The 19,925-nt window shown below is 50.8% G+C and carries 22 protein-coding genes; 13 read left to right on the top strand and 9 right to left on the bottom strand.

Annotation, left to right across the window (positions count from 1 at the left end; translation table 11 throughout):
* Positions 1–15: 15 nt before the first annotated feature.
* The 4 genes from dapF (at position 16) to ACFQ03_RS07210 (ending at position 3,435) form a co-directional block, all read left to right on the top strand.
* Positions 16–876 (top strand): diaminopimelate epimerase, encoded by an 861-nt coding sequence (gene dapF, locus ACFQ03_RS07225; protein WP_144933711.1) that lies wholly within the window; start codon positions 16–18, stop codon positions 874–876.
* A gap of 158 nt (positions 877–1,034) precedes the next feature.
* Complete coding sequence (locus tag ACFQ03_RS07220; protein WP_379287122.1) at positions 1,035–1,385, top strand: hypothetical protein; 351 nt, start codon at positions 1,035–1,037, stop codon at positions 1,383–1,385.
* A 331-nt stretch (positions 1,386–1,716) separates the two neighbouring features.
* Complete coding sequence (locus tag ACFQ03_RS07215) at positions 1,717–2,211, top strand: cation:proton antiporter regulatory subunit (RefSeq protein WP_144933713.1); 495 nt, start codon at positions 1,717–1,719, stop codon at positions 2,209–2,211.
* 12 nt (positions 2,212–2,223) lie between these two features.
* Positions 2,224–3,435, top strand: coding sequence for a cation:proton antiporter (locus ACFQ03_RS07210; protein ID WP_379287120.1), 1,212 nt, complete (start codon positions 2,224–2,226; stop codon positions 3,433–3,435).
* A gap of 91 nt (positions 3,436–3,526) precedes the next feature.
* Here the strand turns inward: ACFQ03_RS07210 and ACFQ03_RS07205 are convergent, their stop codons facing one another.
* A complete protein-coding gene (locus tag ACFQ03_RS07205; protein WP_144933715.1) occupies positions 3,527–4,027 on the bottom strand; it encodes a cation:proton antiporter regulatory subunit in 501 nt (166 codons plus the stop codon).
* A 146-nt stretch (positions 4,028–4,173) separates the two neighbouring features.
* On the opposite strand from ACFQ03_RS07205, the gene ACFQ03_RS07200 reads away from it, so the two are divergent.
* Complete coding sequence (locus ACFQ03_RS07200; RefSeq protein WP_144933716.1) at positions 4,174–4,449, top strand: DUF1294 domain-containing protein; 276 nt, start codon at positions 4,174–4,176, stop codon at positions 4,447–4,449.
* 79 nt (positions 4,450–4,528) lie between these two features.
* Here the strand turns inward: ACFQ03_RS07200 and ACFQ03_RS07195 are convergent, their stop codons facing one another.
* The 4 genes from ACFQ03_RS07195 to hfq all read right to left on the bottom strand — a co-directional run bounded on the left by ACFQ03_RS07195 (position 4,529) and on the right by hfq (position 9,610).
* Positions 4,529–6,877 (bottom strand): Ig-like domain-containing protein, encoded by a 2,349-nt coding sequence (locus ACFQ03_RS07195; RefSeq protein WP_379287118.1) that lies wholly within the window; start codon positions 6,875–6,877, stop codon positions 4,529–4,531.
* Between the two features lie 215 nt (positions 6,878–7,092).
* A complete protein-coding gene (locus tag ACFQ03_RS07190) occupies positions 7,093–8,448 on the bottom strand; it encodes a sensor histidine kinase (RefSeq protein ID WP_144933718.1) in 1,356 nt (451 codons plus the stop codon).
* Positions 8,445–9,152 carry a response regulator transcription factor gene (locus ACFQ03_RS07185; RefSeq protein WP_144933719.1) on the bottom strand — a complete coding sequence of 236 codons (708 nt, stop codon included), beginning with the start codon at positions 9,150–9,152 and terminating at the stop codon, positions 8,445–8,447. The genes ACFQ03_RS07190 and ACFQ03_RS07185 overlap by 4 nt, the downstream gene beginning before the upstream one ends.
* A 200-nt stretch (positions 9,153–9,352) precedes the next feature.
* Complete coding sequence (gene hfq, locus ACFQ03_RS07180; protein ID WP_144933720.1) at positions 9,353–9,610, bottom strand: RNA chaperone Hfq; 258 nt, start codon at positions 9,608–9,610, stop codon at positions 9,353–9,355.
* Positions 9,611–9,768: 158 nt separating this feature from the next.
* On the opposite strand from hfq, the gene nagZ reads away from it, so the two are divergent.
* Positions 9,769–11,076 carry a beta-N-acetylhexosaminidase gene (gene nagZ / locus ACFQ03_RS07175; RefSeq protein WP_379287115.1) on the top strand — a complete coding sequence of 436 codons (1,308 nt, stop codon included), beginning with the start codon at positions 9,769–9,771 and terminating at the stop codon, positions 11,074–11,076.
* 101 nt (positions 11,077–11,177) lie between these two features.
* Here the strand turns inward: nagZ and ACFQ03_RS07170 are convergent, their stop codons facing one another.
* From ACFQ03_RS07170 to ACFQ03_RS07155, 4 genes are all read right to left on the bottom strand, one after another.
* Positions 11,178–11,555 (bottom strand): ArsR/SmtB family transcription factor, encoded by a 378-nt coding sequence (locus ACFQ03_RS07170; RefSeq protein ID WP_144933778.1) that lies wholly within the window; start codon positions 11,553–11,555, stop codon positions 11,178–11,180.
* A gap of 1 nt (position 11,556) precedes the next feature.
* Entirely contained in the window at positions 11,557–11,979 is a 423-nt protein-coding gene (locus ACFQ03_RS07165; RefSeq protein ID WP_379287112.1) for an SRPBCC family protein, read from the bottom strand.
* 31 nt (positions 11,980–12,010) lie between these two features.
* Positions 12,011–12,394 carry a hypothetical protein gene (locus ACFQ03_RS07160; protein WP_144933723.1) on the bottom strand — a complete coding sequence of 128 codons (384 nt, stop codon included), beginning with the start codon at positions 12,392–12,394 and terminating at the stop codon, positions 12,011–12,013.
* Positions 12,395–12,535: 141 nt separating this feature from the next.
* Positions 12,536–12,922, bottom strand: a complete 387-nt coding sequence (locus ACFQ03_RS07155; protein WP_144933724.1) for a VOC family protein — start codon at positions 12,920–12,922, stop codon at positions 12,536–12,538.
* Positions 12,923–13,108: 186 nt separating this feature from the next.
* Between ACFQ03_RS07155 and ACFQ03_RS07150 the strand changes: the two genes are divergently transcribed.
* From ACFQ03_RS07150 to ACFQ03_RS07120, 7 genes are all read left to right on the top strand, one after another.
* Complete coding sequence (locus ACFQ03_RS07150) at positions 13,109–13,816, top strand: response regulator transcription factor (RefSeq protein ID WP_144933779.1); 708 nt, start codon at positions 13,109–13,111, stop codon at positions 13,814–13,816.
* Complete coding sequence (locus ACFQ03_RS07145; protein ID WP_379287110.1) at positions 13,813–14,910, top strand: sensor histidine kinase; 1,098 nt, start codon at positions 13,813–13,815, stop codon at positions 14,908–14,910. The genes ACFQ03_RS07150 and ACFQ03_RS07145 overlap by 4 nt, the downstream gene beginning before the upstream one ends.
* A gap of 87 nt (positions 14,911–14,997) precedes the next feature.
* Complete coding sequence (locus tag ACFQ03_RS07140) at positions 14,998–15,768, top strand: ABC transporter ATP-binding protein (protein ID WP_144933726.1); 771 nt, start codon at positions 14,998–15,000, stop codon at positions 15,766–15,768.
* The gene (locus ACFQ03_RS07135; RefSeq protein ID WP_144933727.1) at positions 15,743–17,650 is read left to right on the top strand and encodes an ABC transporter permease; all 1,908 of its coding nucleotides are present in this window, start codon (positions 15,743–15,745) and stop codon (positions 17,648–17,650) included. Before ACFQ03_RS07140 ends, ACFQ03_RS07135 begins: the two co-directional genes overlap by 26 nt.
* 260 nt (positions 17,651–17,910) lie before the next feature.
* On the top strand, positions 17,911–18,642 hold the full coding sequence (gpmA, locus tag ACFQ03_RS07130) for a 2,3-diphosphoglycerate-dependent phosphoglycerate mutase (protein ID WP_144933728.1): 732 nt from the start codon (positions 17,911–17,913) through the stop codon (positions 18,640–18,642).
* Positions 18,643–18,867: 225 nt separating this feature from the next.
* On the top strand, positions 18,868–19,245 hold the full coding sequence (locus tag ACFQ03_RS07125; protein WP_144933729.1) for a BlaI/MecI/CopY family transcriptional regulator: 378 nt from the start codon (positions 18,868–18,870) through the stop codon (positions 19,243–19,245).
* Positions 19,246–19,248: 3 nt separating this feature from the next.
* The gene (locus ACFQ03_RS07120; protein ID WP_379287106.1) at positions 19,249–19,893 is read left to right on the top strand and encodes a M56 family metallopeptidase; all 645 of its coding nucleotides are present in this window, start codon (positions 19,249–19,251) and stop codon (positions 19,891–19,893) included.
* The last annotated feature ends 32 nt before the right edge of the window (positions 19,894–19,925 follow it).

Below are 19,925 nucleotides of genomic sequence, written 5' to 3'. Positions count from 1 at the left end.
GGAGGGAGAACAGCTATGAAGTTTGCCAAGATGCATGGTCTGGGAAACTGTTACGTTTACGTAAATCAATGGCAGGAGCTCATTCCGGAGGAGAGGCTGGAGCTGCTGGCAAGGGTTGTATCCGATGTTCATACCGGAGTCGGTTCGGACGGGCTGATTCTCATAGGCCCTTCGGAATGCGCCGATTTTCGCATGCGAATCTTCAATGCTGACGGCTCGGAAGCGAAAAATTGCGGCAATGGGCTAAGATGCGTGGCTAAATACGTGTATGAACGCCGCATGATCGACCGGCGCGAGTTTACGATCGAAACGCTGGGGGGAACAGTATCGGTAGAGGTCGATGCGGACTTCGGCCGCAAGGTGAGGCAGGTTACAGTCGATATGGGAGCGCCCCGCTTAACGAAAGCGGAGGTCCCCATGCTCGGGGACCCAGCAAGCACTACAATCGATGAGGAAGTAGCGATCGTCTCCGAAACTTACCGGCTAACCGCCTTGTCCATGGGAAATCCTCATGCCATTCTGTTCGTCCCCGATGTGAATGAAGTGCCTATTCATGAAATCGGTCCTTCGATTGAGTTTGCCCCCATATTCCCGGAACGGGTTAACGTCGGATTCGTTCAGGTAAGGGGGCCCCGGGAGATCGATTACCGGGTATGGGAGCGGGGCTCGGGAATCACGCAAGCTTGTGGCACCGGAGCCTGTGCGGCGGTTGCTGCCGGAATTTTGAACGGGCTGCTGGAGCGGAACACCCCGATCACTGTCCACCTGCTTGGTGGCGATCTGGAAATTGTGTGGTCTGAAAATTCACATATTTATATGAAGGGACCGGCGGAGTTTATTCTGGACGGCGAATTCTTTCCCGCGCAGAAGACTTGACTGGTTGCAATATGCATGATAGTTTTAATTATTGGGGGAAATTATTTGTTCTGTGCATATCCCTGCTTTTACTATTAGAATTCAATGAATTGGGGACGGGATATTCGTTTTCCCGTTCTTGCAGATAGCTATGAAAATGACCAACAGGAGGTACGCTAATGAGATCAACCGCCACAGTCAGCTTCCGCAGTTACTTTTTGATCTTAGCATTCGTCCTGTTGACTACTTTTATTTCCTCCTCTTTGTTTGTGGATACCAGCCATCCTTTGGTTGAAGAATCTCCGACACTCGTCTCTTCCATTAAAGAGCATTCGATTATAACTACCCGAAATACCGCCAAGGTCGGCCTCCTATGGGTTCATAAATGGCTGTCCTGGATTCCGCTATTCCCTCTATTGCTGCTGGTTTTGGCTTTGCCGCCTATAATTTATTTGTTTCGTTTCATTCCCCTTGCTATAAAGGGCATATTTCTAATGCCTATTAAATTTACCTCGACTTACGTTGTTTAATCACGTTAACTATCTACCTCGCTAATTATTTTAACCAAACAAACTTCAGTCAAGCTTTCTTTACCTCCGATTCCGCCTGTAGACGGATATAAGGGGAGGGCTAATTAAGTGCGCCTATTTTCAAAACTAGTTAAGACATTTGTGAATAATTTATGCAGTTTGGCCTTTATATAAATGAAATAATGAATCTAATTCATATTTTGTCGGACAGACCCATTTTGTGAAATCCGATGGAATCGTGTTGTAAAGTTCGATCGTTATAAAAAATCACCTTACGAAGCCGGGAAACCCGACTTATATTGTGAATAAAGAAAGCGGAGGGACTATCATTTTGAATATCCGTGAATCTGATTTGCCTGGAATTGGCCGCAAGTTTCAACTGGACACGCGCTCCGGTGACAAGCTGGTTGTCATTATTCATGACGATGGGAGAAGAGAACTGTTTCACTTCGACTATAAGGATCCCGAAGAAAGTATCTCTATGGTTACATTGGATGATGAGGAGTCCAGAATGATTGCAGGGATCATAGGAGGAATGACTTATCGCCCCCGTGCGTTGGAAACGATCGATGTCGCACTCGACGATCTGGTCATCGAGTGGTACAAGATCGAGCAAGATGCCCGTTGCGTAGGGTCCAGCATAGGAGACCTCGATGTGCGCAAGAGGACGGGCGCATCCATCCTGGCGGTCGTAGAGAAGAATCATAATAAATATATTAATCCGGGACCAGACTATCCACTAAAGGCAGATTCCACTCTAATTGTCGCGGGAGAAAGACAACATATCAAGAAGCTGAAGAGGTTTTTGCTAAACGGAGACGAATAACAGGGGGGAATTATGGATACGATCATTTTTGAAGTAGGATTGGCTATTTTATTGGTGGCAACGGTAGGTTTGATCGCAACGAAGCTTCGCTTTTCGGTCATTCCCTTCTATATATTGGTCGGGATGGCTGTCGGCCCGCATGCCCCCCACGTATGGATTTTTGATTTCCGGTTTATTGAAAGCTCCGAATTTATTGATTTTATGGGCCGGCTTGGCGTCCTGTTCCTGCTTTTCTATCTGGGGCTGGAGTTTTCGGTGGGGCGGCTGATGAAATCCGGAAAATCGATTGTCATTGGCGGGCTGTTCTATATTATTATTAACTTCCTGTTCGGACTTCTTCTCGGTTGGATGATGGGTATGCCGCTCAAGGAAACCTTGGTCATCGCGGGAATCATGACCAGCTCGTCCACGGCCATTGTAGCCAAAGTATTGGTGGACCTTAAACGGACGGCCAACCGGGAAACGGAAATCATCATGGGAATGATCATGTTCGATGACTTGTTTATTGCCGTTCATATTTCGATTCTGTCGGGGTTGGTGTTAAGCGGAGCGACCTCCTTCCTGGGGGTGATGCTGACATCGTTATCGGCTCTTATCTTCATTCTCTTGTTCCTTATTGTAGGACGCAGAGTCATCAAGTATGTGGATAAAGGGCTGAATATATCATCGCCCGAGTTATTCCTATTGGTCATTCTGGCCGCACTGTTTCTCATTGCGGGATTTTCGGAAACGTTCCATGTGGCCGAAGCTATCGGTGCTCTGATGGTCGGGCTCGTATTGGCTGAATCGGTTCACGTCAAGCGGATCGAGCAGCTCATCTTGCCCTTCCGTGATTTCTTCGGGGCGATGTTCTTCTTCAGCTTCGGATTAACGATCGCCCCAGCATCCCTGGGCGGAGCGGTCGGCATGGCAATATTGGCGGTGGTGCTGACGATTATCGGAAATCTGGTTGCCGGCATGCTGGCGGGCAAAATCGCCGGAATCTCGCCGCGAGCTTCCGTCAATATCGGTCTGACCCTATCCTCACGCGGAGAGTTCTCCATCATTATGGCCAATATTGGCAAAGCGGGCGGACTGCTTCCGGTTGTCCAATCGTTCGCGGTGCTGTATGTGCTGCTTCTGGCCATACTTGGACCGCTCTTGACGAAGGAATCCAAACGGATTTACAACCTGGCGGTTAAGCTGTTCGGCAGAGGCAATAAAACAGAGCAGCCGGGGCAATAGCAACCCGTTGAATAACACAACTAATAACAAAGGCCATGCGGTCCCCGGGAATGGATAGGGGCATCACATGGCCTTTTGGCGTGGGACAGGGCTATTGCTGCTTCTTGAGCTGCAGCAGGGCTCTAAGTTTCTTTAATTGCTCTCTTTCGCCGGTAGCGACGAGGGTGCAATGAGCGGTTAGCACATGCTCGGGTCCGGGATTGATTACCTTGGTATGTCGTGTCTTATCGATAACCGCTATGATGACGGCACCGGAAGCTTGTCTGATCGTCAGCTCGCCGATCGTTTGGCCTACGCAGGCGGCATCCGGTTCGATTTTAAACCATTCAATAACAAGGTCCTCCAGGGACATCTCGATTTCTTCCAAAGCCTTGGGCTTATAGCTCATGCCGCCGATAATTGCGGCCATTTGCCTCGCTTCGTCGTCTTCTAGGGAGATGTTGGACAAGCATTCTTCCTGCTCATCTTCGCCAAAGTGATATATTTCGCGCAGTCCGTTGTCATGAATGACGACGACCACGGAATCTCCGGTACGGGTTTGCAGTTGAAATTTACGGCCGATTCCCGGCAAATCGACTTCTTTGATATTCAATGGTTGGACCTCCTTTTCTTCCTATTGCTTTACAAATGTGGTTTCTATTATACATGAGCTTGCCGATTCGAGCGATAGCCAGTTGCAAGGCCCGGCGAAATCGATTAGCATAAATCGCGAGAGGGTTAAGGGGGAGAGGCGGAAGAATGAAATTATTGATTATTTATTTGCTGCTGGTCAACGGGCTCGGCTATTGGTCAATGGGACGGGACAAGGCTCTGGCCGGCAAGGGAAAGAGAAGAATTCCCGAAAGAAGGCTGTTCGGTCTGGCTCTGGCGGGAGGTGCGGTCGGGTCGTGGTTGGGGATGAGAAGGTTTCGTCATAAGACGAAGCATTCTTCCTTCGTGATCGGGATTCCTCTGCTGATTGCGGTGAACGCTGTTTGCGTTTATGGAGTCTGGAGGCTAATATTAAGCGTTTGATTAGGCCGGAGCTCCGGTCTCTTCATACACATCAAAACTCCCCTTGCCGCCGAAGCGAGAAGGGGAGTTTTTTTCACCGCTAATCCGTAACCGTCACGATAATTTTCGTCCGTTTGCCTGCGAATTTCACTGTGATCGTCGCTTTGCCCGGCCCGTTCGCCCGAATGATTCCGTCTTTAACATCCGCTACTATTAATTTTGAAGATTGCCATAAAGCTTCGACGGACACATCCTCATCCGTGCCGTCCGCATAAGTAGCGGTGGCCTTGGCAGAGTATGTTTGGCCTTTTTTCAATTCCAGCTGCACTACGTCTGTTTTTAAATATTTCAAAGTATCTACGTCGACTTGAACGGAGATAGATTTGCCGCCGTATGAGGCGGTAATTTTCGCTTTCCCGTATCCGGCAGCGGTGACCTGCCCCGCATGGTCGACGTCAGCAACTTTATAAGAGGAGGTTTTCCAGTCTGCCTCTGCCGTTACGTCTCTTTCGGATCCGTTGGAGAATGTAGCCGTCACGGCGATCTGCTTCTGATCGCCGGATTTCAGAGACAAGGCCCGGGTATCGGCGGTCAGCTTCGTGATGATATCGACATCTACCGCAATGGTGACGGACTGGCCTCCGTACTTGGCGGTTATGATCGTTTTGCCTCTTTCGAAGGCCGTAACCGCACCTTTGCTAACATCGGCATATTTCGGAGAGCTGGATAACCATTCCGCATCGCGGGTAACATCCCGGACATTGCCGGCCTTATCGGTGGACGTCAATTTAATATAACCGGTTTGCCCCTGATTCAGCATCAAGGTTTTCCGGTCTGCGCTCAACTCCTGAACGACGTCCACAAAGACGGGAATGGTAACCGTCCTGCCGCTGTATGTGGCGGTTACTTTGGCTTCTCCGCTGTCCGTTGCGGTGATCAGCCCTCTGCGGACTTCCACGGAGGAGTCGGAGCCGGCCGACCATTCAGCCTGATGGGTAACCTCTTCCATCCGGCCGTCTGCATAAACAGCATGTACCGTAACTTGATGGGTATCTCCTTTTTGCAGGGCGAGGGAATCGATGTCTGTCGTCAGTTTTCTAGGAATATCTACGTCTACGACGATGGATGCCGTTTTATTACCATACTTCGCGGTTATCGTAGCTTCTCCGGAGCGTTTACCGGTAACCACGCCTTTTGCAGCAAATGCGGTTGCTTCCTTATCCGACTTCCATTCCGCTTTGTTCGTTACGTCTTCCCGGGTTCCGTCCTGATAGGTGGCGAACAGCTTTAACGGTTCGGATTGGCCCTTCTGCAAGGAAAGAAACTCCCGGTCTATCTCCAGAAGACGCGGAACTTCCACATCAATCGCGATATCAATCGACTTTGCTTCGAAATGGGCGGTGATGATAACCTCGCCCGGAGCAGAGGCATGGACTTTCCCTTTGCTGACAAAGGCAATCTTTTCGTCGCTGGAGGTCCATTTCGCCGCATTCGTGATATCTTCGACTCGACCGTCGGCATAAGTGGCTTTTAAAGTAAGCTGCTCGGTATTGTTTACCCTCATAAATAAGCTTTGCCGATCCACCTCGAGCTTCTTGGCCGAGTCGACATCGACTTTGACCGATGCCGATTTGCTTCCGTATTTCGCCGTAATAACGGTTTCGCCGGGAGCGTAAGCCGTAATCTCGCCGCGGATGGCGTCGGCCACCGTTTCGTTGCTGCTGGACCATTCCGCCTGTTCGGTCACATCCTCGACCGTGCCGTCGGGGAAGGTGGCCTGCAACGTTATTCTCTCCGTGCCGTCGACAAGCAGGGAGACCTGGGGTTTGTCCGCATCCAGCCGGCGGACCAGCTCAACGCTGACGGGAATCGAGACCGAACGGCTCCCGAACTTGGCTACAACGGTGGCCGTCCCCGAGCCCAGTCCTTCCACCGTACCGTTGACGACTGTCGCGACCTCGTAATTGTCGACGCTCCATTCGGCTTTCTCAGTCACGACCTCCTTCGTCCCGTCACTGTAAAAAGCAGTTAACTCCACCTGCTCTTTAACGCCGGTACGAAGCTGCAGGGAATGACGATCCTTCGTCAAAGCCTTGACCTTCTTGTGAATCGTTACCTTGACGACGACTGTCTTCCCCTGATAGGTCGCCGTCAGGACAGCGGTTCCTTCGCCCTTTGCCGTAATGGTACCGGCGTAGACCGACGCCACTTCCGGATTTTCGCTCTCCCAATCCGTCTTGATCGTCACTTCTTCCGTTTTGCCGTTGACATAGACTGCGGTAGCCGTTAACGATTGGGTGTCGCCGATCTCCATTGTCAGCTCGTTCTTGGACAGAACGAGCCGGGAGATTTCCTCCGCTGCCATTATGCTGCCTGCTCCCATGCAATAGAAAAGCATGGTCATACATAATACAACCTGAACGATTTTTTGCAATCTTCCTTGCCTCAACGTCATTGTCCTCCTTGATAATTAATATGCAGCCGGGATAAGGATTCGGAATTATGGAGCGGGCGGGGGAGCTGAAATCCGAATCATGGTTTATATCGGCAAATGAGAAGGAACAAATTGGGGTTTCCAGATGGGAAATGCATGTAAAAACTGTGTAAAACGCTCCCATATGATTCCGCGGTGACGCTGTGCTCTTTCAGGAAAAAAACATCCGCCTATTTATTTTGCAGGGGGAAGGAGAGACGGAACAAGGCTCCTCCTTCCGGTCGGTTCTCGGCGGTGATGCTTCCCGAGCACCGTTCGACAATGGCGCGGGCAATCGCGAGCCCCAGCCCGTTCTCCCCGTCATGTCCTTTGACAAAACGGTAAAAAAGCTTCGGAACGATATCTTCCGGAATTCCTTCCCCATCGTCGGTCACTTCAATGACGATGCTGCCATCCTTGCAGAAGGAACGGATGACGACAGACGAACGGGCGTGCCGGATCGCATTGGCGATTACGTTCAGCAACGCTTGAATTAGCTTGTCCGGATCGGCATAGATGATAGCATCAAGCGATGTATCATCCTCTCTGTATTCAACCGCAATCCGGTTTTGGATGATAAGAGGATCGAGCTTTTCTATCGTTCGGGCAACGACCTGATGGATCGCTACTTCCGTATGGGCGAAGATTCCGTCCTCGATATCGAGCTTGGCCAGCAGCATGATTTCCGTCACGATTTTCTTAAGTCGTTCGCACTCTTCCGCGATGACGTTCAATCCGTGCTTCGCCTGCTCCTCTTTAAAGACGCCGTCCCGGATTCCTTCCGCATAACCTTGAATATTCATCAATGGAGTTTTCAGTTCATGTGAAGCATTCTGGAAAAATTCCTTCTGCGTCCGATGATACCCGTCCAGCTCGGCAGCCAGCTTATGGACGCTTGCGGCGACCTCCCCGATTTCTCCGCCCGCCTTCACCATCTGAACCTCGGAGAAGCGGCGATTCTGCACTTTGTGCAGTTCATCCCGCAGAGTGGACAGGGGAGTGACCAGCCGCCTTGTAATGAATATGCTGAGCAGCAGCGCGAACAAGGCACCCAACCCGAAGATGAGGACCATTCGTTGGATGAAGCTGAATTGGATCGATTTCAACCGGTCCATTGGAGCAGCGACGACCAGCTTGTCCGAATAATCGTTCGCCTGGATCGTCTCAATCAGGTATGTGTTCTGCTGGCCCTTCCATACATTGCCTTCTCCTAGAGCCAGCTCCCGGGCATTCTGAATAATCTCCGTGTACTCTTCGTTGGAGACGGGCAGGGAAATGGCATTATTGTTGGAATAGAGGAAGGCCATATGGGCATTCGGCGAAACGATCTGCGTGACCAAATCGACGGTTCTATTCGTACCGCTGCTGTGGGAGGACCCGGTCCCCATATACTGCAGCATGACAGCCCGGCCTTGTTCCCTCATTTCTTTCCGTTGGCTGTCGATCAGGATATCCAACAATAACGTGCTCATTAACCAAGCGGTCACGATAAGGAGAAAAAGAAGGAGTAAACCGAATGCTAGATTCAGGCGAGTCAGCAGCCTCATGACGGCTCCTCCTCTGTGGAACGCAGCCTGTATCCGTAACCCCACACGGTATCCAGCGGGAGATTATCCATTTTTTTGCGTATCCGTTTCACCAAATCGTCGACCGCCCGGTCGCTGCCGTAATAATCTGCACCCCAGACTTCATTTAACAGCTCGCTTCGGGAATAAGCATGGTTCGGTCTTTCCGCCAATATGTACAACAGGGTAAACTCCTTCGCTGTCATCTCGAGCTCGGAGCCGTGCCAATATACTCTTCTTTCTTCTGGAATGATTTGCAGAGCCCCAACCACCAGAGTTGTCGGGGAAGCCGCGCATCCCGTGCCGGGATTCGCCTGCTGCATGGACCACCTGAACAGCAGTCGGTTGACCTTGGCCACCAGCTCGCGCGGGCTGAACGGCTTCGTTAAATAATCGTCGCTTCCCAGCTCCAGTCCCATAATTTTGTCCACTTCCTCATCCTTGGCGGAAATCATGATGATGGGCACCTCGTCGTCGTTCCGGATCTGCCGGCAGAATTCATAGCCATCCATGCCGGGCAGCATAATGTCCAGCACCCACAGATCGGGGGGCATTACTTTACGCAGCTGGAGCGCTTCTTCCGCGGATGAAACACCGATCGTGCGATACCCTTCCCGCTGCAAATAGGCTTCAACAATTTGCCGAATATGAAGCTCGTCGTCAACAATTGCAATAAACTGAGACATTCCTATTCAGTCCTCCGTAGTCAGTAAAATCATGTTTATTGTAACAGATGGAAGAATGGGCGGGAGGGATTGGAGGCGAATTCTACACTTTTTCTACATCTGATCGTTCTTCTGCGATTGGGGAGCTTTTCAAAGCCAGGTCACCGTGCCGGAAAAAACAACAGCCACCGGTAGGTTTCTGCCGGTGGCTGCGTATAATATTAACTGCAATCGGATCCGGATTGAAGTTCGACGGGAACTTCCGGAATAATGGTGGACAGGGCCGATTTATACAAGGTTTGCTGCTTGCCGAAGGAGTCGTGGATAACGATGACATATTTGTCAAAAGCAGTGATCGTTCCCTTTAGCTGTACCCCATTCACGGTGATGATGGTGCATTTCGTATTCTTTTTACGCAAGGTGTTCAGATAAAGATTCTGGTCAAACAGAGGCCTGGTTCTTTGATCAAGTTCCTGCATTGGTTTAATCCCTCTTTCTCTTTAAGGATTTTAATCTAATCATACCATAGAACGGAGGCTGCGGAACAAGAGTCTAACGCCTTATATACAACCTTGGATTGGGACAGGAAGTCCTGTTGTGGTATGATGATAAAAATTATGAACAGCAGGTGATTGACATGAAAAAACGGACATGGTTAATATGCGCGGCCTCCTTAATAATGATCTTGCTCCTGTCGGGATGTGCCCAAGCCGGCCAGGCCCCTTCCGGACCGCCGACACCGTCCTACGAACCATCCTCCGAACCATCCTCGTCCCCGGTACCCGAGCCCAGCTCCGAACCCGTACCCGGCCCTTCTGCTGAGGCAGAAGAGGAGGAGGGGCTTGCCGGCATTGTGAACCGGATGACACTGGACGAAAAAATCGGACAGATGATCATTGCCGGTGTCGATGGGACGGTCCCTTCGGCCCGGGACGAAAGAATGATCAAGCAGCAGCATGTCGGGGGCATTATTTTTTATAAAAACAATTTATCCGACCCGGCTTCAGTCGTTAGCTTCGGCAACCGGCTCAAGCAATGGAATGAGGGCCATCCGGTTCCGCTGCTTCTGTCCGTTGATCAGGAAGGGGGGCGGGTAAGCCGGCTTCCAGGCTTCGATCAACTGCCGACCGCTCAGGAGGTGGGACGATGGGGCCGCCCGGAAGCGGCCGGAGAGCTCGGAAGGATTCTGGGCGAAGAGGTCGGAGCAATGGGGTTGAATATGAATTTTGCCCCGGTGCTGGATATTAACAATAACCCGAAGAATCCGGTTATTGGAGACCGCTCCTTCGGTTCTGACGCTGAGACCGTAACCGGCATGGGGCTCGAGGTAATGAAGAAGATGGCGGAGACCGGGATCATCCCGGTAGTCAAGCACTTTCCGGGGCATGGAGATACAGAGACCGATTCCCATCTCGACCTGCCGGTCATCAGGAAGAGCGAGCAGGATTTGGCCGGTCTGGAATGGAAGCCGTTCGCGGAGGCCATCCGGGAAGGAGCGGACGCCGTCATGGTGGCGCATATTCTGTTTCCCGAGATTGACGGGCAGAATCCGTCTTCTTTGTCAGAGAAGGTAGTGACGGGACAATTGCGCGATAAGCTGGGCTTCGATGGGGTAATTCTGACGGATGACCTCACTATGGGGGCAATCGTCAATCGGTATGGCATCGGGGAAGCCGCCGTTCTCTCTGTCCAGGCAGGGACGGATATATTGCTGGTTGCCCACGAGTATGCCAATGTCGATGCCGTGATCGCCGCCATAAAGCAAAGTGTCGCCGAAGGCAAGCTGACCGAGGAACGGATCAACGAGAGCGTGCTGAGAATTGTTCGGTTGAAGGCTAAATACAACCTGGAGGACAAACCTGCAGAAACGCCGGATGTTAGTGTCCTTAACGGTCAGATCCGGACGATGACCAATCAATTCAGCACGAAGACGGCTAAAGAATAGTGCTTGCTTGCGGCGTATAATTCGACGACACAGATAGAAAAAGACAGTCCGGCGCTAATACTATCGGGTAATCCGTAGAAAGCGTGGACTGTCTTTTCCGTTTACTCTTTCTTCTCCTTATCCGTAGATGCTTGCAGCCGTGCGGGGGACGGGGTGGAGGCGGATCCATCGGACTCCACATAATGCTGCAGCACGGACAGCTTGTTATCCCAAAACCGATCAAAATAAGCAAGCCAGCGCTTCAATTCGAGAAGCGGCTCCGGCTCAAAACGGTATCGTGTCTCCCGCCCGACTTTCCTCTCCTTGACGAGCCCTGCATCGGCCAAAATGCGCAAATGCTTGGAAACGGCCGTCCGGCTTATCGGAAAGTGTCCGCTAATCGCCGTCACGGCCATCTCCCGGTCATCGATCAGTCTGAGGAGCTTGCGCCGGGTGGGATCGGCAATGGCTTGGAAAACATCCACTTTCGGAGAGGTCATGTCAAGCCTCGACATACTCGCCCAGCTTCTTAACCAATCCGGTCCAGCCTCCGCTCATCCGGTCGTGGACCAAGGCGTGGGATTCGCCGAATTCGGTAACGGTTTCGGTATCCCACCCGGAATGGATCAGAGTGAACTCTGTCTTGCCGTCCAGCTCTTTCAGTTCGAAGGTTAGGGTCCAATCCTTGCCCCAGCGGAAGGAAAGGCGATGGGGCGGCTCCGCTTCCGTTACTTTGCAGGGCGACATGCCGAACGGACCCGCGTTGATTTGAAATTTATGGCCGACGACGGGCTGCATATCATTCGGCATAAACCAGGAGGCCATGCCTTCTGCAGTCGCAACGGCCTCCCATACTTTCTGAATAGGCGCGTTAAAAATCTGTGTTTTACGGATATCGGGCAGGGCATTAGAATTTTTGGTCATGTTTAAGTCCTCCCATCATCAAATAAGTATCTTACTTTCTGGTGTTTACCTTGCTCTGCGGGCGAAAACGCAAGGCCGACCAAGTTTCGTCCACCGATACATTGCTGACCGCTCTGTACTCGGAGCTATTCTGTACGATAGCGTTTAATGTATCCCGGTTAATATCGGTCTTGATCTTAGAGCTTTGCTTGGGATAGGCGATCCAGAACAGGGCGTCCTCGTTCAATATCGGAAGAACCCGCGGCAGCCATTCCTCCGTATCCCGGGCGTTGTTCACGAACAGCAGCACGAAATCACAGATGCCGTCCGTGCTGTCGCTCGCTTCATTTCCAAGACTGAATCCTGGCGGGGAATTAAGAACAGCGGCAGCTTGTCCGCTTTTATAACGTAATTTCTTCAGCAGCTCTTCATTCATTTAGCTCAACTCCTGTATTGGCTTAAAAATCATTATATGAAACCTTTTGGTTTCATGTCAAAGGAAAATTCAGGCCCTTACCCTAATGGGCAGGGCACCAATCCATTCAAGCGGGGGAACGCGTATTTCAAAAAAAAGCGTTTATTTTACTGCAATTTGCCAGCGGACTCCGAACGGATCCTCGACGCGGCCCAGCATCGAGCCCCAAGGCATTAACTTCAGAGGGAAAATGACCCTTCCATCCCGGGATAGCCGCTCGAATACGGTTCTCGCTTCGGCTTCCGACTGCAGTTCGAGTGCCAGATCAATCTGATTTCCGGAGCGGATAGGGGAAGAGTCGGCCATAAAAATCTGCAGCTCGCCGACCTTGAGCACGAGGTGCATCACTCTGCTTCTCTCTTCCGGGGAAGCGTCGGGCCAATTTTCGAAGGTTTGTACGCTCACAATTTCCCCGCCCAGTGCTTTTGCATAAAAATCGGCTTGTTTTCTGGCATCCTCGCAATAGATATACGGACTCAATCTGCTCATAGCCAATCCCCTTTTCTCATATAGGCTGCAGCTATTCCTAAGTTTATCATAGCGTTATAATGAAACCAAAGGGAGAAGGCTGAAGGCTTATCTCTGCTTCGGGTGTTAAAGTCTGGCTGCGGCTGTGGCTAGCCGGATGATATCCGGTTAGCCATCCAAGCCCCTGTCGGGAAGGGAGAGTAAATGATGTACAAAATTATGATTGTGGAGGATGATCCCAAAATTTCCGAGCTTCTGCAGTCCTATATTCAAAAATATGGGGACGAGGGGATCGTCGTTAAAGATTTTCAGCGCGTTCTGGAGCAATTTCAAGAGACGGAGCCCCATGTGGTGCTGCTGGACATTAATTTGCCGAGCTTCGACGGGTATTATTGGTGCCGCCAGATCCGAACCGTCTCGACCTGCCCGATCATCTTTATTTCTGCGCGAAACGGGGAGATGGATCAGGTCAGAGCGATAGAGAACGGCGCGGATGATTATATTACCAAACCGTTCCATTATGAGGTCGTCATGGCCAAAATCCGCAGCCAGCTTCGGCGTGTATACGGCGATTATGCGGTCAAGATGAGCGAAAGGACCGTGGACAGGGACGGCCTAGTGCTTTATCCGGAGAGGATGGAGCTGCATCTGAAGGGGCGCATGGTTCCGCTGACGAGAAAGGAGACGGTTCTGGTCGAAACACTGCTGGAGCGCTGTCCGCGTGTCGTTAGCCGGGAAATGATCCTGGACAAGCTCTGGGACGACTATACCTATGTGGACGATAATACGCTCAGCGTCAATATAACGCGCATACGCAAAAAGCTGACGGAGCTCGGCATCGAGGAAGCTCTGGAAACCGTCCGCGGAGTAGGTTATCGTCTGAACAAGACGTGGGAGGCTCAAGAACGGACATGAGATTGTTTTTGCGGGAGCACCTACCTCTGATCGGCTTCACGATCGTTCAATTGTTCGTTGTCCTTCTTGTCTACTGGTTTGACGGTTACGACCATCTGTCCACCGCCTTGTATGCCGTTTTTCTGGGATTGTTTCTGTTAACGGGCTACTTGGTGTTCCGGTACTACAGCCATCGCAGGTTTTATGAACGGTTATCGAGTCCCGAAACATCGCTGAGCGAATCTATTCAAGAACTGGATTCTGCCCCAGTGCCGGAGGCGCTGGGGCAGCTGCTGAATTCCTTGTACCGCAACTACCAGCAGCAATTAAAAACGTGGGAAAGAAAGCAGCAAAACCACCTAACCTTTATGAATCAATGGGTTCACCAGATGAAAACCCCTTTGTCCGTCATTGAGTTGATCATTCAGAATGAGGAGGACCCGCGGCTCGAAAGTATTTCGGAGGAAACGGACCGGATGCGGGCGGGACTGGAGATGGTGCTGTACATGGCCAGGCTTGAAACATTCGAGCAGGATTTTCACGTTGACAAGGTGTCGCTGCGCGAGATCGTCAATGACGTGATCGGCGAAAATAAACGTTTGTTCATCCGCAGCTATGTGTATCCGGAAATCCAGGTCGATTCCCGATTTATCGTGGAAACGGATGCCAAGTGGCTTCGCTTTATTCTGCAGCAGCTGCTGTCCAACGCCATCAAATATTCGGCCGGCAGCCGGGAGAAGATCACCGTCGCCGCTTCCTCCGAGGGGCGGGCGGTCCATCTCGAAATCAGGGATCGCGGAGTCGGCATCCCGGCATCGGATCTGTCGCGCGTGTTCTATCCGTTCTACACCGGAGAGAATGGCCGGCTCTTTAAAGAATCGACCGGTATGGGACTTTATCTCGTGAAGCAGGTGGTAGACAAGCTGAACCATGAGATTGACATCCGGTCCGAATCACTTTCCCCCATGCTTCCCATTAGGGAGGCCCGGGGTACTGGAGGACAGCCGATCCGTCGGAGAGAATCCCAGTCCATTTTGGAGCCGGGGTTCTTTTTTTTGCCGGAGAGAATGGTGCGGATTTGGCCTTCACTGCGCGTAATCTTACAAAGTTGTTAGATTAATGAAAGACAATGCGATAGGAAAGACGGCAAGGCTGGAGTAAACTGTAAGCAGAACGGTAAAAGGTAAGGAGATCTAACAGCTATGGAAATATTAAAAGTGCATGATCTGAGCAAAATTTATCCGGGCAAGGTGCCTTATGAGGCCCTCTCCAACATTAATTTAACGATTGATAAAGGGGAGTTTGTCGGAATTATGGGACCGTCGGGGAGCGGAAAGACGACTTTGCTGAACCTGGTCTCCACGATCGACTTTCCTACGTCGGGGGAGGTGCGGATTGAAGGCAAGAACCCTCACCAATTATCCAAAGAGAAGCTGGCGTATTTCCGCCGCCGTGAACTGGGATTTATTTTCCAATCGTTCAATCTTCTGCACACCTTGACGGTTAAAGAAAATATCGTGCTGCCCCTGACCCTTGACGGGGTAGATGTGAAGGAAATGAACCGGCGAGTGGCCGTGATGGCGGCAAAGCTGGGAATTGAATCCATCTTGGACAAACGAACCTATGAAATCTCGGGAGGACAAGCCCAGCGGACGGCGATTGCCCGGGCCCTCATCCATTCCCCCAAGCTGGTGCTGGCCGACGAACCGACCGGAAATCTCGATTCCAAGGCCGCCCGCGACGTTATGGAGCTGATGGCCAAATTAAACCGGGAGGAGGAAGCGACGATGATGCTGGTGACTCATGATCCGATTGCCGCCAGCTACTGCCATCGCGTCGTCTTCATTAAAGACGGACAGTTCTTCAACGAGATCCATTGCGGGGACAACCGTTCCTCCTTCTATCAGAAAATAATTAACGTTTTATCGCTGCTGGGAGGGGATGCGCATGACTTTTCGCCAATTCGCGTTTAATAACATCATGCGCAACAAGCGCACCTATCTGGCCCATTTTTTGAGCAGCGCCTTTTCGGTCATGATTTTTTTTACGTATGCCCTGCTTCTGTTCCATCCGAATCTGCAGGGTGAGCTGGCTTCCACAAGTAAAACGATGAGCCAATTGGCGACGATGGGAATGAGAGTGTCCCAATACCTGATTTTCATTTTCTCTTTTTTCTTCCTATTGTATTCGGTCAGTGCATTTCTGAAGATCCGCAAGAAGGAATTCGGCATTCTGATGACGCTCGGAATGTCTCCCAAGCAGTTGAACAAGCTTGTTTTCATAGAAAATATGATGATCGGGATGGCCGCGATCATTACGGGAATACTTATTGGTCTCGTCTTTTCCAAGCTTATTTTGTTAATCAGCGCGAGCATTCTGTATATTGAGAAAGGGCTGGCCTTCTATATTCCAATTCAAGCCGTATGGACGACAGCCGGGGCGTTCTTCCTTCTGTTCGTTCTGATTTCGCTGTTCACTTCGCGAACGGGAACGCGGGTGCAGCTGACGGAGCTGATTCGATCCGATGAGAAGCCCAAGCCGGAGCCCAAAGCTTCTCTGATCTTGTCGCTGCTCGCTGTTTTACTGATTGGCGCAGGGTATGCAATGGTCTTTTTGTTCGCGGTGCAAAGATTGTTTTCCCTGATCCTATTGGCGGCAGGGGTAGGTTTTGTCGTGCTGGGGACATATTTTCTGTTCACTCAATTGAGTGTTTATGTGATCCGGGCGTTGAAGAAGAAGGAACGGTTGTTCTTTAATAAAATCAATCTGCTGACTCTCTCGGAATTAAGCTATCGGATGAAAGACAATGCGGTCATGTTCTTCATCGTAGCGGTTATTTCAGCTTCCGCATTTACCGGCATCGGCACCAGCCTGGCGATCGCCGATCCGGGGCTGGCCGAGATGACGAACCCGTTCGCCTACAGCTATTCCAGCAGTCCGGATAACCGCTTGAAAGAGAAGCATCTTCAGGAAATCAAGGACCAACTGGAGGGCGCTAATTTGTCCTATCGGGAAGCTAAGGTCGTTCCGGATTATACTGAAAATGGAAAGACCATCTTGAAGCTGAGCGAGTACAATCAGCTGGCGGTCGCTCTCGGTTATCCCGCCGAATCGTTGAATGAAGAGGAAGCCATATTGGTTCCGGGCACGATAGCGGAGAAGGACCGATTCAAGAAAAATGACAGGTTGCCGGTTTCCGCGACATTAATGCAGGGAAAACTGGATATTTCCTTGACCGTCAAGAAAGCAGCGCCCTACATGGTCCTGCCTTCCTTCAGAAATATCGTGGTCGTTGCGGATTCCTTGTATGACCGAATATCCGAATCATCCGGCCTTCAGGAGTATTACTATTTCGCAGTGGATCAGTGGCAGAAGTCCAGAGGGGTTGCCCTAGCTTTGGCAGAACGGATCCCGCCGGACCCGGAAGCGGATTACTATTTATCCTCTCTGGTATTCGAATGGCTGAGCTCCAAGCAATCCAACGGCATTTTGCTCATTGTCAGTGTGCTGGTGGGAGTCGTGTTCTTCACTTTTGCCGCAAGCTTCATCTACTTCCGGCTGTATGCCGATTTGGAAAGAGACGAGCGTCAGTACCAGATGATTTCGAAAATTGGGCTGAGCAAATCCGAGTTAAGAAGAATGGTCACAAGGCAGCTTCTTCTGCTCTTCTTCCTGCCGATTGTGCTGGCTGTGATTCACAGCGGGGTGGCCTTCATGGCTCTGCAGTTTCTGGTCGATTATTCCATTGCTTACAATTCTTTGATCGTTTTTTCCTCCTTCGTCCTGGTGCAGTTGGTTTATTTCTTTGTCATCCGCTGGCGGTATTTGGGGCACTTGTACCAGAAGCTGGTGTGAACGGAAATCTTGTGGTAGGTTGTCGGCAGCTACAGCATCCTGGTAAGGTGTAGAAGGAGCAAAGAAGAACGTTTTGGAACTGGAGAAGGTCCGAGGATAACAGCGATTGGGAGCCCAAACGGTCTCGAGTAACTGGACATTCGCTATGGACCAAAAGTCCAGCAGCGAAAAGTCCACTCTTGTCTTCCAGAAGTCGGGCTTAGAAGAAAAATGGATGAAAAAGGGTTATAATAAGGAAAAGGATGGAAGGAGGACCCGCTATGATAAAAATGGTACTTATTCGTCACGGCCAAAGCATATGGAACCTGGAAAACCGGTTTACCGGTTGGACTGATGTCGATCTATCCGAACAAGGGCTGAGGGAAGCGAGGCAGGCGGGCAGAATCCTGGCGAAGAACGGATTTGTATTCGACAGGGCCTATACATCCGTGCTTAAGAGAGCGATTAGAACCCTATGGATCATCCTGGATGAGATGAATCTCATGTGGATTCCGGTTGCCAAGTCGTGGATGCTGAATGAGCGACATTACGGCGCCCTGCAAGGTCTCAATAAGGCGGAGACGGCTGCTCAATACGGGGAGGAGCAGGTGCAGTTGTGGAGAAGATCGGTCTCCGTCAGACCTCCTCAGTTGGATATGAAGGACGATAGATATGAAGCGGCCGATCCCCGATATAAGGATTTGAAGGAAGGGGAATTTCCCTTGACCGAGAATCTGGAGGATACGGAAGAGCGGGTGCTGAAGTATTGGCACGAAACGATAGTCCCCGTGCTTAGGGAAGGACAGAGAGTCATTATCTCCGCCCATGGGAACACTTTGAGGGCGCTGGTCAAATATCTGGACAATATCCCGGCCGATGGAATTGTCGGGTTGAATATTCCGACAGGGGTTCCGTTAGTGTATGAGCTGGATGAGGACCTTAGGCCGATCAGGCACTATTATCTGGGGATTGACGGGGAGCTCCCGGAAGGGACGGTTTCGGCAAGTCTTTAAAACAATTTCCTATTTACAAAGGTATAGGTTTTAACGGAGAGGGAGAGGCGCGAGCCATCTTCCTCTCTTATTTTGTTGGGAAGGGAGAGCAGGATTTGCTGTGACACCACCTATGCCCCTTTATATTAGACAAATGTAGAAAATATTCGCCAAACGTATTGACTATTATTTTTGACAAGTGTAAAATATGAAAAAAGACAATTGTCAAAAAAGGAGTTGGAAGACATGAAAAATATAAAGAGGCTGCCCGATGCGGAATTTGAAATTATGAGGGTCGTCTGGGCTAACGAACCGCCTATCACTACCGCGATGATTATGGAACAGCTCGGGAACGAGCGGAAATGGAAAGCCCCCACGGTTATTTCACTTATGATGCGTTTGGTGGAACGGGGGTTTCTGCAAACCGAAAAGGAGGGGAAAGAGCGCACTTATTATCCGCTGATCCGTAAAGAGGAATACCTTGCCTTGGAAACGGAAAATTTTATGAAGCAATACCACGAGAATTCATTCCTGAGCTTTGTCAATACGCTGTACAACGGGAAACAGCTCTCGGACAAAGAGCTGGATGATTTGCTGAAATGGGCCAAGGAACGGAGGGAGTAATTCTTGCAAAATTTATTGATTTCATTACTTGAGAGTTCGCTGGCCATGTCGGCTATTGCTCTTGTGTATATGGCTATTGCGCCTCTGCTCTCCAAGAAATTTACGGCTAAAGGACTCTACTATGCGTGGCTAGTCATTGTTGTCGGACTGATTATTCCATTCCGGATCCACCCGCAAGAATCGGCTATTAATATAAATACGCTGATCCCCGGGCTGAAGGCGGCGAGCGGTTCCTTCGGGGAACATGCGGTTTCTGCCGCGACGGTTACCTCGCTCGTCATTCCGTGGTCTGTCCTTGCCGGTAGCCTATGGCTTGTAGGAGCGATCGTATTTATCGCTTATCATGCCGTTCGACACAGACGTTTTCTGAGAATGGTCAAGCGCTGGAGCGACGAGATCACTGCTCCGCTAGTCCTGAGCACACTGCAGGATGTTCAAACGAAGCTGGGAATCCGGCGGCAGATTGGGCTGAAGGTCTGTCCCGGCATTTCCAGTCCGATGCTGATGGGCTTTGCCCGTCCGGTCATCTTGCTTCCGGCGGGAAATCTCCCGGCAGATCAGCTTGAGCTCATTTTGCAGCACGAGCTGGTTCATTTCAAACGCGGAGATGTTTGGGTCAGTGTCAAGCTAGCGTGGGCAGTCATTTAAGATGCCTGGAACGCGAACCCCGAAGGAACCTC

The sequence above is a fragment of the Paenibacillus residui genome (assembly GCF_042677205.1).
Classification (GTDB): domain Bacteria; phylum Bacillota; class Bacilli; order Paenibacillales; family NBRC-103111; genus Paenibacillus_L; species Paenibacillus_L residui.
Note: the sequence above shows the minus strand (reverse complement) of the source record. Positions and strands in the feature narration are given on the sequence as shown.

Excerpts from the sequence above, each read along its gene's own strand:
- dapF (WP_144933711.1), top strand. The coding sequence starts at position 16 with ATGAAGTTTGCCAAGATGCATGGTCTGGGAAACTGTTACGTTTACGTA.
- ACFQ03_RS07220 (WP_379287122.1), top strand. The coding sequence starts at position 1,035 with ATGAGATCAACCGCCACAGTCAGCTTCCGCAGTTACTTTTTGATCTTA.
- ACFQ03_RS07210 (WP_379287120.1), top strand. The coding sequence starts at position 2,224 with ATGGATACGATCATTTTTGAAGTAGGATTGGCTATTTTATTGGTGGCA.
- ACFQ03_RS07200 (WP_144933716.1), top strand. The coding sequence starts at position 4,174 with ATGAAATTATTGATTATTTATTTGCTGCTGGTCAACGGGCTCGGCTAT.
- ACFQ03_RS07190 (WP_144933718.1), bottom strand. The coding sequence starts at position 8,448 with ATGAGGCTGCTGACTCGCCTGAATCTAGCATTCGGTTTACTCCTTCTT.
- ACFQ03_RS07185 (WP_144933719.1), bottom strand. The coding sequence starts at position 9,152 with ATGTCTCAGTTTATTGCAATTGTTGACGACGAGCTTCATATTCGGCAA.
- hfq (WP_144933720.1), bottom strand. The coding sequence starts at position 9,610 with ATGCAGGAACTTGATCAAAGAACCAGGCCTCTGTTTGACCAGAATCTT.
- nagZ (WP_379287115.1), top strand. The coding sequence starts at position 9,769 with ATGAAAAAACGGACATGGTTAATATGCGCGGCCTCCTTAATAATGATC.
- ACFQ03_RS07170 (WP_144933778.1), bottom strand. The coding sequence starts at position 11,555 with ATGACCTCTCCGAAAGTGGATGTTTTCCAAGCCATTGCCGATCCCACC.
- ACFQ03_RS07165 (WP_379287112.1), bottom strand. The coding sequence starts at position 11,979 with ATGACCAAAAATTCTAATGCCCTGCCCGATATCCGTAAAACACAGATT.
- ACFQ03_RS07160 (WP_144933723.1), bottom strand. The coding sequence starts at position 12,394 with ATGAATGAAGAGCTGCTGAAGAAATTACGTTATAAAAGCGGACAAGCT.
- ACFQ03_RS07155 (WP_144933724.1), bottom strand. The coding sequence starts at position 12,922 with ATGAGCAGATTGAGTCCGTATATCTATTGCGAGGATGCCAGAAAACAA.
- ACFQ03_RS07150 (WP_144933779.1), top strand. The coding sequence starts at position 13,109 with ATGTACAAAATTATGATTGTGGAGGATGATCCCAAAATTTCCGAGCTT.
- ACFQ03_RS07145 (WP_379287110.1), top strand. The coding sequence starts at position 13,813 with ATGAGATTGTTTTTGCGGGAGCACCTACCTCTGATCGGCTTCACGATC.
- ACFQ03_RS07140 (WP_144933726.1), top strand. The coding sequence starts at position 14,998 with ATGGAAATATTAAAAGTGCATGATCTGAGCAAAATTTATCCGGGCAAG.
- ACFQ03_RS07135 (WP_144933727.1), top strand. The coding sequence starts at position 15,743 with ATGACTTTTCGCCAATTCGCGTTTAATAACATCATGCGCAACAAGCGC.
- gpmA (WP_144933728.1), top strand. The coding sequence starts at position 17,911 with ATGATAAAAATGGTACTTATTCGTCACGGCCAAAGCATATGGAACCTG.
- ACFQ03_RS07125 (WP_144933729.1), top strand. The coding sequence starts at position 18,868 with ATGAAAAATATAAAGAGGCTGCCCGATGCGGAATTTGAAATTATGAGG.